This window comes from Streptomyces sp. NPDC020917, assembly GCF_044333795.1.
Classification (GTDB): domain Bacteria; phylum Actinomycetota; class Actinomycetes; order Streptomycetales; family Streptomycetaceae; genus Actinacidiphila.
The window spans coordinates 294,721-308,074 of sequence record NZ_JBIRRR010000004.1; the positions used below are offsets into that span (position 1 = coordinate 294,721).

Here is a 13,354-nt window from a genome sequence, read left to right on the forward strand (position 1 = left end):
CGGCACCACGCATCCAGGGGGGATCCGTTGAACACCACCGTACGCACCGCCCGTTCGTCCGCCGCCGCGGCAGGAGGCGCGCTCCTGCTCGCCGCCGCCGCGGCCGTCCTCGCACCGGCCGCCACGGCCGCGCCCGCCGACTCCGGGCCGGCCTCGCTGGCGGTGTCCTCCGCCGCGCCCAAGGAGATCGGATTCGCCGGCCTGCCGGTCGACTTCACCACCAAGGTCACCAACGTCGGCGTGTACGACACCAGTTTCGCGTGGCTGCACTACCGCATCGACTCCGGCACCGGCGTGGAGCCCAACGCCGTCAGCCTGGAGTACCGGCTCAGCGGCAGCGTGTGGAAGAAGGTCCCGCTGTCCTTCGCCGACGGGGTGTTCTCCGGTGACGTGCCCGAGAGCTTCCCGCTCGCCTCCGGCAAGTCCCGCACCGTGCAGATGCGCCTCGGCCTGCCCATGGGCACGCCGCACAACGGCGACAGCAACGGCGGCACCGACCGCCTGAAGATGACCACGCTGGTGACCTCCGGCGCGTCGGGCGCCGCCACCGGCGAGGACGTCGACACCGTCAAGGTCGACGGCCTGGACGTCACGCTGTCCGGTGTGCCCCGCACCGCGATCGCCGGCGGGCCCGGCGTGACCTTCAAGGCCACCGTCGCCAACCCGAGCGCCTCGGCGTATGCGAACCTCACCGACGTGCTGTTCACCAACCGCCACACCACCGTCGAGGTACTGCGCTCCGGCCGGTGGACCGAACTGCCGCACATCACCGCCGGCAACGAGCCCGACGTGTACGGGTACGACATCATCGGCAAGGACGCCTCCCTGGCGCCGCACAGCCGCACGACCGTCACCGTCCGCCTGACCTACCGCGAGGACGCGCCCACGGGGACCACCACCGTGAACCCGTGCGCGATCATCAACGAAGCGAAGCCGTTCCTCGGCACGGCCGAGTGCGGGGCGTTCGCCTCGATCACGGTGAAGGCGCACGGCTCCGGCGGATCCACGCCGACCCCGACCGCCACCCCGACGCCCACGCCCTCGTCCACCACGACCGGCGCGACGACGGGCGGCAGCACCACCGGCACCACGACGGGTGCCACCACCTCCGGGACGTCCGGGACGTCGGGGGCGCCCACGCAGCTCGCCCACACCGGCAGCGACGGGACGTCGACGACCGCCGCGGCGGCGGCCGCCCTGGTCATCGCCGGCGGGGCCACGATCGGCTACGTCGGGCTGCGCCGCCGCCGCGGCTGACCTCACGCCAAGTCCCCTGCCGGACAACGGACATGAAGGTGGTCCCGCCGCGGTCGTGCGGCAGGACCACCCCGTCCGTTCCGGCCGGCGTCAGGCCAGCGGCGCCAGCCACACCGTCGCCAGCGGCGGCAGCGTCAGCCCGATGCTGTGCCGGCGGCCGTGCCACGGCGTCGGCTCGGTCTTCAGCGCGCCGTCCACCGGGACGCCGCTACCGCCGAACCGCTCGTCGTCGGTGTTGAGCACCGGCGTCCACACGGTGTGGGCGAGCGACTCGGGGATGCCGAGCCGGTAGTCCTGCCGCACCACCGGCGAGAAGTGGCTGACGCACAGCAGCGGTTTGCCGTCGGTGCCGTAGCGCAGGAACGAGAAGGCGTTGTCCTCCGCCGCGCCGCCGTCGATCCACTCGAAGCCGCCCTGGTCGGTGTCCCGCTGCCACAGCGCGGGCGTCGCCGTGTACACCGTGTTCAGCTCGCGCACCAGGTCCCGCACCCCGCGGTGGTCGCCCGCCGCCGAGTAGGCCGGGTCGACCAGCCACCAGTCCGGGCCGCTTTCGTGCGACCACTCGCCGCCCTGCGCGAACTCCTGCCCCATGAAGAGCAGTTGCTTGCCCGGGTGGGCCCACATGAAGCCCAGGTAGGCGCGGTGGTTCGCCCGCTGCTGCCACCAGTCGCCGGGCATCTTGCTGACCAGCGCCTGCTTGCCGTGCACCACCTCGTCGTGCGAGATCGGCAGCACGTAGTTCTCGCTGTACGCGTACACCATCGAGAACGTCATCTCGTTGTGGTGGTACTTGCGGTGCACCGGCTCGTGGGCGACGTAGCCCAGCGAGTCGTGCATCCAGCCCATGTTCCACTTCAGGCCGAAGCCGAGGCCGCCGAAGCCGGTGTGACCCACGAGGTGGGTGGCGCGGGTGACGCCGTCCCACGCGGTGGACTCCTCCGCGATCGTCACCACGCCCGGGCAGCGCCGATACACCGTGGCGTTCATCTCCTGCAGGAACGCCACCGCGTCCAGGTTCTCCCGGCCGCCGTACACGTTCGGCAGCCAGTCGCCGCCCTCCCGCGAGTAGTCCAGGTACAGCATGGACGCCACCGCGTCGACCCGCAGGCCGTCGATGTGGAACTCCTCGCACCAGTACACGGCGTTGGCGACCAGGAAGTTGCGCACCTCGGTGCGGCCGAAGTCGAACTCCAGGGTGCCCCAGTCGGGATGCTCGGCCCGCCGCGGGTCGCCGGGCTCGTAGAGCGGCTCGCCGTCGAACCTGGCCAGCGCCCAGTCGTCCTTGGGGAAGTGCGCCGGGACCCAGTCCATGATCACGCCGATGCCGGCCCGGTGCAGCGCGTCCACCAGGTACCGGAAGTCGTCGGGCGTGCCCAGCCGGGGCATCGGCGCGTAGTACGAGGTGACCTGGTAGCCCCACGAGCCGCTGAACGGGTGCCCGGCGACCGGCATCAGCTCCACGTGCGTGAAGCCCAGGTCCTTGACGTACGCGGGCAGTTGCTCGGCCAGCTCGCGGTAGCCGACGCCCGGCCGCCACGACGGCAGGTGCACCTCGTACACCGAGAACGGCGCGCGGTGCACGGGCACGTCGCCGCGGTGCGCCATCCACTCCTCGTCGCGCCAGGAGTAGTCGGACTCGGTGACGATCGAGGCGGTGTTCGGCGGGACCTCGGCGGCCCGCGCCATCGGGTCGGCCTTCAGCTGCCGGGAGCCGTCCCGCCGGGTGATCTCGAACTTGTACGCGGTGCCGGGGCCCACACCCGGCAGGAACAGCTCCCACACGCCGGACGCGCCGAGCGAGCGCATCGGGAACGCGCTGCCGTCCCAGAACGTGAAGTCCGCGGCGACCCGCACCCCCTGGGCGTTCGGTGCCCACACCGCGAACCGCGTCCCCGCCACGCCGCCGTGCGTCATCGGCTGCGAGCCGAGCGCCTTCCACAGCTCCTCGTGCCGGCCCTCCCGGATCAGGTGCAGGTCCAGCTCGCCGAGCGCGGGGAGGAAGCGGTACGGGTCGTCCACCACCTGCTCGGGGCCGTCGTACACCACCGCGAGCCGGTACTCCGGGACGTCGGCGAGCGGTGCGAGCGCGGAGAACAGGCCGTCGCCCTCCGCGTCCAGTTCGATGCGGCGGTCGTCCACCAGCACGGCCACGCACCGCGCGAAGGGCCGCAGCACGCGGAAGCGGACGCCGCCGGGTTCGCGGTGCGCGCCGAGCAGGGCGTGCGGGTCGTGGTGGGCGCCGTTGAGCAGGCGCCAGCGCTCGCCCGGGTCCAGGCCGGTGGCCTGCGGCCGGCTTGGCGCGGTCTTCCCCTGGGCGCCGGCGCCGTTCTTTCCGTTCTTGCCGGCCTTCGCGGCCTCGGCGCTCTTCGTGCTCTTCGTGCTCGGGGCGTCCTTGGCCTCCTTGGTCTCCTTGGCCTTCTTCGCTTCCTCGGCGACCTTGGCGACCGTGGTGTCCTCGGCCGCGGGCCGGTCCGCCGTCCTGCTCGTGGACGTGCCGCGCTCCGGGGACTGCGGGGCCGTGCCCGAGGCCGCGGGGTGCGGCGTGGACACGTCGTAGCCGCGCGCAGCGGCCTCAGGGGTGGCGCCCTTCGGCGCTCGGCCGTTCGGTGTCTCTTCACTGCGCGGGCTCACGGTCGGCCTCTCCTCGAAGTTGGCGGGGTCTTCTGCGAAGTGCGGTTCGCCCTGGCCGGGCTGGGGTTGCCGTGATGCGGGCCCACGGTTCGCCCTGGCCGGGCCTGGGGTTTGCCGTGGTGCGGGCCCACGGTTCGCCCCTGCACGGGCGAAGGGCAACCATCAGGGGCGCGGGGAACTGCGCGCGCAACCGGCCACCGGCCGGTGGTCCGGGACGGACCGATCAGCCCCTTCGGGCCGGTGACGACCCGCCACGCCCCGCGGGCTGGTCGCGCAGTTCCCCGCGCCCCTGACGGGGCACGTCCTGCCGGGCCGGGGTGCGGTGCCGGCCCCTGCGCCGCGCGGGCTGGTCGCGCAGTTCCCCGCGCCCCTGGCGGGGCGGGGTGCGTTGCCGGGCCCGTGCCGCCCCGCGAGGCATCGCGGCCGTCGCACGGCCGGTGGGTGGCCGGGCGCGCCGATCGGGCGGGGGACGCGGCACCCGGAACGACTCCGGGGGTCACGGTGTGCTCGCCAGGCGGGCCAGGGCGGAGAGGGGGATGGGGAGCCACGCGGGGCGGTGGCGGGCCTCGTAGCGCGCCTCGTACACCGCCTTGTCGGTCTCGAAGGCCCGTATCAGGACGGGCTGGTCCCGCGGGTCCAGGCCGGCGACCTCCGCGTAACCGGAGCAGAAGGCGTCGCGGTGCCGGTCCGCCCAGGGGCCGTTCCCGCTGTGGTGGGCGGCGTAGTCGAACGACCGCAGCATCCCGGCCACGTCCTGGACCGGCGGTGCCGGCCTGCGGCGCTCGGCCAGCGGCCGGGCCGGCTCGCCCTCGAAGTCGATCAGCACCCACTCGCCGTCGGCCCGGCGCAGCGCCTGCCCCAGGTGCAGGTCGCCGTGGATGCGCTGGGCGATGACGTCGCCGCCGGCCCCGCCCGCGCCCATCTTCGCCAGGTCGTCGAACGCGGCCCGCAGCGCGCCCGCGTACGGCCGTACCGCCGGCACCTCGGCCGCCGCCTCGTCCAGCCGCCGGGCCATGCCCGCGGCGATACGTTCCAGCGCGCCGCCGCCCAGCGTCCGCGCCGGCAGCGCGGCGGCCAGCGAGGCATGCACCTCCGCGGTGGCCCGGCCGAGCGCCGCGGCCTCGGGACGGAAGTCGCCGTCCTCGGCGACCGAGGCCAGGGCCAGCGCCCACCCGTCCTCGGACCCCGGCAGGAACCGCTGGAGCACGCCCAGGGTGACCGGCTCGCCCGCGGACGGCCCGCGCGGGTCGTCCGCCTCGAACCAGGCGACGGGTTCGGCCACCCGGGTGGATCCGGCCCGGGCCAGCGCCAGGGACAGTTCGAGGTCCGGGTTGGTGCCGGGGGAGACCCGGCGGAACAGCTTGAGGATGTAGGCGTCCCCGTAGACCACCGAGGTGTTCGACTGCTCGGCGGTGGACACCCGCGGCGCCAGCCCCGGCGGGAACGCGGCCTGCGGCTCGGTGGTGAACCGCAGCCGCCCGCTGCGGCCCGGCAGCCGCAGTCGCTCCAGCAGGAGCGCGGCCAGCCGCGGGTCGTGCGGGGCGTCGTACAGGGTCAGCCCGTCGTACGGGCCGCCCACCGCGGGGCCCAGGGCGGCGCGGACCAGCGCCGGCGGCAGCAGCGGATGGGCGCCCAGCAGCAGCTGGTAGCAGTCGGCCGGCCGGCCGGGCTGCTCCACGTCGACGAGCAGGTGGAGCAGGCCCAGCGGGCCGAGGCGACCGCCGGGCGGCACCAGTTCCGTCGCGGCGGCCAGGCGGAACTCGCCGACCGGCAGCCCCTTCCCGGCGAACCACCGCTGCCGGGGCAGCCAGCTGCGCAACAGGGGATCGAGCGAGCGCAGCAGGCCCGGCACCAGGTCGCGCCCAGGGGCGGTCGGTGCGGGAGGGGTGGACGGAACACGGGTCCAGGAGCTGTCCGACATGACGTCCTTTCCCCGGGGAGTCGCGCACCCGGCCGCTACGGCGAACGGCGGGGGCGCCAGCCTCCCGGATCACGGGTTCGGGCTGTCCGGCGACACGTGGAGCCTGCCCCGGGCGGGTGACAGGAAACCGCCGTACGGGCTGCTGCGGGATTACTGCTGGATATGTACGGATACTGCCAAAGGTGCGTCAAGGCCGCACCTCGGGAGGGGCCTTGGCCACGGCCTCACGCGGTCCGCGCGGAGTCCGCAGGTCACCGCGGGGGCCGGCGGCTCGCGGCACGGCCGGCCCCCCGACGTCACGACGGGTCGCGCCGCAGCCGGAACCAGTAGAAGCCGTGCCCCGCGAGGGTGAGCAGGTACGGCAGCTGGCCGATCGCGGGGAAGCGCACCCCGCCGATCAGCTCCACCGGATGGCGGCCCCGGAACTGCCGCAGGTCCAGCTCGGTGGGCTGGGCGAACCGGGAGAAGTTGTTCACGCACAGCACCAGGTCGTCGCCGTCCTCCCGCAGGAAGGCCAGCACCGCCGGGTTGCTCGACGGCAGCTCGGTGAACGAGCCGACGCCGAAGGCACGGTTCTGCTTGCGGATCTCGATCATCCGCCGGGTCCAGTGCAGCAGTGAGCTGGGCGAGCTCATCTGCGCCTCGACGTTGGTGACCTGGTAGCCGAAGACCGGGTCCATGATCGTCGGCAGGAACAGCCGGCCGGGGTCGGACGAGGAGAAGCCGGCGTTGCGGTCGGGCGTCCACTGCATGGGGGTGCGCACGCCGTCCCGGTCGCCGAGCCAGATGTTGTCGCCCATGCCGATCTCGTCGCCGTAGTACAGCACCGGCGAGCCGGGCAGCGACAGCAGCAGCGCGGTGAACAGCTCGATCTGGTTGCGGTCGTTGTCCAGCAGCGGGGCGAGCCGGCGGCGGATGCCGATGTTGGCCCGCATCCGCGGGTCCTTGGCGTACTCCGCGTACATGTAGTCGCGTTCCTCGTCGGTCACCATCTCGAGGGTCAGCTCGTCGTGGTTCCGCAGGAAGATGCCCCACTGGCAGCCGGACGGGATCGCCGGGGTCTTGGCGAGCACCTCGGACACCGGGTAGCGGGACTCGCGGCGCACCGCCATGAAGATCCGCGGCATCACCGGGAAGTGGAACGCCATGTGGCACTCGTCGCCGCCGGCCGCGTAGTCGCCGAAGTAGTCGACGACGTCCTCGGGCCACTGGTTGGCCTCGGCGAGCAGCACGGTGTCCGGGTAGTGCGCGTCGATCTCCTCCCGCACCCGCTTGAGGAACCGGTGGGTGCGCGGCAGGTTCTCGCAGTTGGTGCCCTCCTCCTGGTAGAGGTACGGGACCGCGTCGAGCCGGAAGCCGTCGATGCCCAGGTCCAGCCAGAACCGCAGGGCGGCCAGGATCTCCTCCTGCACCTGCGGGTTCTCGTAGTTCAGGTCCGGCTGGTGGGCGAAGAACCGGTGCCAGTAGTACTGCTTGCGCACCGGGTCGAAGGTCCAGTTCGACGTCTCGGTGTCGACGAAGATGATCCGGGCGTCGGGGAACTGCTTGTCGTCGTCCGCCCAGGTGTAGTAGTCGCCGTAGGGCCCCTCCGGATCGGCACGGGAGGCCTGGAACCACGGGTGCTGGTCGCTGGTGTGGTTCATGACGAAGTCGATGATGACGCGCATGCCGCGCTGGTGGGCGGCGTCCACGAACTCCACGAAGTCCGCCAGGTCGCCGAACTCGGGGAGGACCGCGGTGTAGTCGGCGACGTCGTAGCCGCCGTCGCGCAGCGGTGAGGCGAAGAACGGCGGCAGCCAGAGGCAGTCGATGCCCAGCCACTGCAGGTAGTCGAGTTTGGCGGTGATCCCCTTCAGGTCGCCGACGCCGTCGCCGTTGCTGTCCTGGAAGGAACGGACGAGGACTTCGTAGAACACCGCCCGTTTGAACCAATCGGGATCACGGTCCTTGGCAGGGGTGTCCTCGAATTTGTCAGGGACGGGTTCGTTGACGATCAACTGAGTGACCCTCCGATCGATGGAGACGGTCGCAGGGACATGACGTGCGCGGGGGCACGGCCCGGCTCAAGACGCACGTAGTTGTCCCTGCCCCAGTGGTAGGTGTCGCCGGTGAGCTCGTCGCGCACCGGGAACGACTCGTGCCAGGAGAGGCCGAGTTCCGGCATGTTCAACGACACGGTCGCCTCCTGGGTGTGGAACGGGTCCAGGTTGACGACCACCAGTACGACATCGTCGCCGCGGCGTTTCGAGTACGCGAGCAACGCGTCGTTGTCCACGGGATGGAAGGTGATGTCCCGCAGCTGCTGCAGCGCCGGATGACGCCGGCGCAGCCGGTTCAAGGTGGTGAGAAGCGGGGCCAGCGAGCGGCCCTGGGCCTCGGCGGCGGCCCAGTCGCGCGGCCGCAGTTCGTACTTCTCGGAGTGCAGGTACTCCTCGCTGCCGGGGTGCGCGGGGGTGCCCTCGCACAGCTCGAAGCCCGCGTAGACGCCCCAGCTGGGGGAGAGGGTGGCGGCGAGCACGGCCCGGGTCTCGAACGCCGGGCGGCCGCCGTGCTGAAGGTAGGCATGCAGGATGTCGGGGGTGTTGACGAAGAAGTTCGGGCGCATCCAGCCTGCCGTCGTCCCGCTCAACTCCCGCATGTAATCAGTCAGTTCCGATTTGTCATTACGCCAGGTGAAGTAGGTGTACGACTGCTGGAACCCGACCTGCGCGAGCAGGTTCATCATCGGCGGGCGGGTGAACGCCTCGGCCAGGAAGATCACGTCGGGATCGGTGCGGTTGATGTCGGCGATGACCTTCTCCCAGAACACCACCGGCTTGGTGTGCGGGTTGTCCACCCGGAAGATCCGCACGCCGTGCGCCATCCAGTGCCGCAGCACCCGCAGGGTCTCCCGGACGATGCCGGCGAAGTCCCGGTCGAAGGCGATCGGGTAGATGTCCTGGTACTTCTTCGGCGGGTTCTCCGCGTAGGCGATCGTGCCGTCGGCGCGGTGCGCGAACCACTCCGGGTGCTTGGCCACCCACGGGTGGTCGGGGGAGCACTGCAGCGCGAAGTCCAGCGCCACCTCCAGGCGCAGCTCCCGGGCCCGCGCCACGAAGTGGTCGAAGTCCTCCAGCGTGCCCAGGTCCGGGTGGACCGCCTCGTGCCCGCCCTCCGGCGAGCCGATCGCCCACGGCGAGCCGACGTCGTCCGGGCCGGCCTCCAGGCTGTTGTTCCGCCCCTTGCGGAACGCGGTGCCGATCGGGTGGATCGGCGGCAGGTACACCACGTCGAAGCCCATCGCGGCCACCGCGGGCAGCCGCTCCGCCGCCGTGCGGAAGGTGCCCGAGCGCACCTTCCGGCCGGAGGTGACCGCGCCCTCCGAGCGCGGGAACAGCTCGTACCAGGACCCGAACAGCGCCCGCTCGCGCTCCACGTGCAGCGGCATCGGGCGGGAGGCGCTGACCAGTTCCCGCAGCGGGTGCCGGTCGAGCACCGCCACCACGTCCGGGGCCAGCGCCGCCGCGTGCCGGGCCGCCGCGGGCCGCTTGGCGTCGCGCAGCGCGTCCACCGCGGCCAGCACGGCCGGCCGGCCGTCGTTCTTCGGCACGCCGGTCGCCGCCCGCTCGTACAGCTGCGCGCCCTCGGCCAGCACCAGCTCGGTGTCGATGCCCGCCGGGATCTTGATCCCCGCGGTGTGCCGCCAGGTGGCCACCGGGTCCGACCACGCCTCGACGGTGTAGGTCCAGCGGCCCTCAGCGGTGGGCGTCACCCTGGCCCCCCAGCGGTCGCTGCCCTCGCTCAGCTCGCGCATCGGCGTCCACGGTCCCGACCGGCCGGCCGAGTCGCGCAGCACCACGTTGGCGGCGACCGCGTCGTGCCCCTCGCGGAACACCGTGGCCGTCACCTCGAAGGTCTCACCGACGACCGCCTTGGCCGGCCGGCGGCCGCACTCCACGGCGGGACGGACATCGACGACAGGAATACGACCGATCATTTCCTCACCTGGCAGCTCGGTTACCGGACAACGGGGTGGGCGGGTGCACGCGACGCGCTTCGGCGGTGCCATCGTGGTCAGCGGACCGGCGACACGGGCTCACGCTCTTTTTAACTGTTCCTGGCGGTGCCGGCCTGCCCGCACGGCCCCCCGGGTACGCGTTCACCCGGGTGGATGCCTCCGTCGCGCGGACACAGCGGAGCCTTCCCAGCGATCGGCGGGAGAACGCACGACCTGACGGCGTTTCGGGAGCGCGACCCGATTCCGGGACCGCGCGCCCGCGCCGGCGGAGGGGGAACGCTCGCCTCCGTGAGCCGCCGTTCGAGCGTTTGAGCCACCGGTTTGCGGACAGCACCCCGCGGCCCCGCGGCCATCGGAGCTACGGTCGGAAGGTGAAGGCAATCCGTCGATTCACCGTGCGCACCGTCCTGCCGGAACCTCTGCGCCCGCTGGGGGAACTGGCCCAGAACCTCCGCTGGTCCTGGCATCAGGAGACCAGGGAGCTGTTCCGCTACGTCGATCCCGAAGGGTGGCGGGCCGCCCAGGGAGACCCGGTACGGCTGCTCGGCGCCGTCTCCAAGGAACGGCTCGCCGCCCTCGCAGCCGACCGTCGCTTCCTGCGCCGGCTGGTGTCGGCCGCGGAGGACCTGGCCGACTACACGGCCAACCCCCGCTGGTACCAGGAGCAGAGCGACCTGCCGGCCGCCATCGCCTACTTCTCACCCGAGTTCGGCATCACCTTCGCCCTGCCGCAGTACAGCGGCGGCCTCGGCATCCTCGCCGGGGACCACCTCAAGGCCGCCAGCGACCTGGGCGTGCCCCTGGTCGGCGTCGGCCTGCTGTACCGGCACGGCTACTTCCGCCAGACCCTGTCCCGTGAGGGCTGGCAGCAGGAGCACTACCCGGTGCTCGACCCCAACTCGCTGCCGGTCACGCCGCTGCGCGACGCCGAGGGCGTCCCGGCCCAGGTCACCCTGCAGCTGACCGGCGGCCGCGCCCTGCACGCCCGGATCTGGAAGGCCCAGGTCGGGCGGGTCCCGCTGCTGCTGCTCGACTCCGACGTCGAGGGCAACGAACCGGCCGAGCGCGACGTCACCGACCGGCTCTACGGCGGCGGCAGCGAGCACCGGCTGCTGCAGGAGATGCTGCTGGGCATCGGCGGCGTCCGCGCCGTCCGCACCTACTGCCGGATCACCGGCCACCCCGAGCCTGAGGTCTTCCACACCAACGAGGGCCACGCCGGCTTCCTGGGCCTGGAGCGGATAAGGGAGCTGGCGCTGGAGGGGCTGGAGTTCGACGCCGCCCTGGAGGCGGTCAGGGCCGGCACCGTGTTCACCACCCACACGCCCGTCCCCGCGGGCATCGACCGGTTCGACCGGGAACTGGTCGGCCGGCACCTCGGCGACGGCGGCGAGCTGCCGGGCGTCGACATCGCCAGGATCCTCGAACTGGGGATGGAGACCTACCGCGGCGGCGACCCCAACCTGTTCAACATGGCCGTCATGGGCCTGCGGCTGGCCCAGCGGGCCAACGGCGTGTCCACCCTGCACGGCGCGGTCAGCCGGGAGATGTTCGCCGGGCTGTGGCCCGGCTTCGACCCGGAGGACGTGCCGATCACCTCGATCACCAACGGCGTCCACGCCCCCACCTGGGTGGCGCCCGAGGTGCAGCGGCTGTGCGCCGCGCACGCCGGCCAGCAGGTCGCCGAGGACGCGCTGAGCGTCGGCGGCGCGGAGCGCTGGGAGTCCTGCGCCCGCATCCCGGACGCGGCCCTGTGGGAGCTGCGCAGGACGCTGCGCGAGCAGCTGGTGGACGACGTGCGGCACCGGCTGCGCGCGTCCTGGCGGCAGCGCGGCGCGGGCGACGCGGAACTGGGCTGGACCGACCACGTCCTGGACCCGGACGTGCTCACCATCGGCTTCGCCCGCCGAGTCCCGTCCTACAAGCGGCTCACCCTGATGCTGCGCGACCCCGACCGGCTGATGGAGCTGCTGCTGCACCCCGACCGGCCGATCCAGATCGTGGTCGCCGGCAAGGCCCACCCGGCCGACGACGGCGGCAAGCGCCTGGTCCAGGAGCTGGTGCGGTTCACCGACGACCCGCGGGTGCGGCACCGCATCGTCTTCCTGCCCGACTACGACATGCGGATGGCCCGGCTGCTCTACCCGGGCTGCGACGTCTGGCTGAACAACCCGCTGCGCCCGCTGGAGGCGTGCGGCACCTCCGGGATGAAGGCCGCCCTGAACGGGTGCCTCAACCTGTCGGTGCTCGACGGCTGGTGGGACGAGTGGTTCGACGGCGACAACGGCTGGGCGATCCCCACCGCCGACGGTCTGGCCGACGAGGACCGCAGGGACGCGCTGGAGGCCGCCGCGCTCTACGACCTGCTGCAGAACCAGGTCGCGCCGAGGTTCTACGACACCGGCGCGCACGGCCTGCCGCACCGCTGGATCGAGATGGTCCGGCACACCCTCACGACCCTCGGGCCGAAGGTGCCGGCCGGGCGGATGGTCAGGGACTACGTCACGCAGCTGTACGCGCCGGCCGCCCGCGGGCACCGCGCCATACAGGGTCCTGCCGCGGAGGAGCTGGCCGCCTGGAAGAAGCGGGTGCGCCAGCAGTGGCCGCAGGTCGGCGTCGAGCACGTGGAGACCTCGTCGGTGGAGGGCACGCCCGAGCTGGGCTCGACGCTCACCCTGCGCGCGCAGGTCTCGCTCGGCGACCTCGACCCCGCGGACGTCGACGTCCAGTTGCTGTCCGGGCGGGTCGACGCCGCCGACCGGCTCGCCGCGCCGGCGGTGCTGTCCCTCAAGCCGACCGGCCGGCCGGACATCTCCGGCCGGCACAACTACGAGGGACCGCTGACGCTGGACCGCACCGGCGCGTTCGGCTACACGGTGCGGGTGCTGCCCGCCCATCCGCTGCTGGCCTCGCCGGCCGAGGTCGGCCTGGTCGCCGTCCCGGCCGAGGCGCAGGGGATGACGGCGGGGGTGCTGCGCTAGCGGCGGTGCCCCCTGAACCGGTCCGGCGGCCCGCCGACCGGTTCCGCTTGCAGAGGCGGCGAGAGGCCCGCACCGGTGGGTGCGGGCCTCTCTGCTGCCGAACGGGCTGGATGCCGCCCGGGGGCGTGCGGTCAGACGGTGCGGATGTTCTCTGCCTGCGGGCCCTTCTGGCCCTGCGTCACGTCGAACTCGACCTTCTGGCCCTCGAGCAGCTCGCGGTAGCCCTGCGCCATGATGTTCGAGTAGTGCGCGAAGACGTCGGAGCCGCCGCCGTCCTGCTCGATGAAGCCGAAGCCCTTTTCCGAGTTGAACCACTTCACGGTTCCGGTTGCCATAATCCATCTCCTACTGGTGGGGCAGTTTCAGATCCGCACTGTACGGACCGGGATCGCCGGAGATGATCACCCCACACCGGTAAATTCCGGCAAAAGCCAAAAGTGCACCCGTATTGCAATCATCCGGGTGATGTCGAGTGGGCCGGCACCGCAACGACGGCGGACCCCACCCGCCCGGAGGGGTCCGCCGCCGTGGGCCGTTCGGGTGGCCTCCAGGGTCACCCGGACGGAG

General features: G+C 72.5%; 7 protein-coding genes. 2 read left to right on the plus strand and 5 right to left on the minus strand.

All coding sequences use genetic code 11. The features are described from left to right. The first annotated feature begins 27 nt into the window (after positions 1 to 27). Positions 28 to 1,257 (plus strand): hypothetical protein, encoded by a 1,230-nt coding sequence (locus ACH4TG_RS11240; protein WP_398241922.1) that lies wholly within the window; start codon positions 28 to 30, stop codon positions 1,255 to 1,257. A 90-nt stretch (positions 1,258 to 1,347) separates the two neighbouring features. Here ACH4TG_RS11240 and glgB read toward each other — a convergent pair whose 3' ends face one another. From glgB to ACH4TG_RS11260, 4 genes are all read right to left on the minus strand, one after another. After that, entirely contained in the window at positions 1,348 to 3,888 is a 2,541-nt protein-coding gene (gene glgB, locus ACH4TG_RS11245; protein ID WP_398241923.1) for a 1,4-alpha-glucan branching enzyme, read from the minus strand. Positions 3,889 to 4,384: 496 nt separating this feature from the next. Further along, complete coding sequence (locus ACH4TG_RS11250) at positions 4,385 to 5,809, minus strand: maltokinase (protein WP_398241924.1); 1,425 nt, start codon at positions 5,807 to 5,809, stop codon at positions 4,385 to 4,387. A 296-nt stretch (positions 5,810 to 6,105) separates the two neighbouring features. Continuing rightward, positions 6,106 to 7,806: a maltose alpha-D-glucosyltransferase gene (gene treS / locus ACH4TG_RS11255; RefSeq protein ID WP_398241925.1), complete on the minus strand. Its 1,701-nt coding sequence runs from the start codon at positions 7,804 to 7,806 to the stop codon at positions 6,106 to 6,108. Next, positions 7,803 to 9,785 carry an alpha-1,4-glucan--maltose-1-phosphate maltosyltransferase gene (locus ACH4TG_RS11260; RefSeq protein WP_398241926.1) on the minus strand — a complete coding sequence of 661 codons (1,983 nt, stop codon included), beginning with the start codon at positions 9,783 to 9,785 and terminating at the stop codon, positions 7,803 to 7,805. The genes treS and ACH4TG_RS11260 overlap by 4 nt, the downstream gene beginning before the upstream one ends. 392 nt (positions 9,786 to 10,177) lie before the next feature. Between ACH4TG_RS11260 and glgP the strand changes: the two genes are divergently transcribed. Continuing rightward, positions 10,178 to 12,787, plus strand: coding sequence for an alpha-glucan family phosphorylase (gene glgP, locus ACH4TG_RS11265; protein WP_398241927.1), 2,610 nt, complete (start codon positions 10,178 to 10,180; stop codon positions 12,785 to 12,787). A gap of 131 nt (positions 12,788 to 12,918) precedes the next feature. Here the strand turns inward: glgP and ACH4TG_RS11270 are convergent, their stop codons facing one another. Beyond that, entirely contained in the window at positions 12,919 to 13,122 is a 204-nt protein-coding gene (locus ACH4TG_RS11270) for a cold-shock protein (RefSeq protein WP_069464908.1), read from the minus strand. Positions 13,123 to 13,354: the final 232 nt, after the last annotated feature.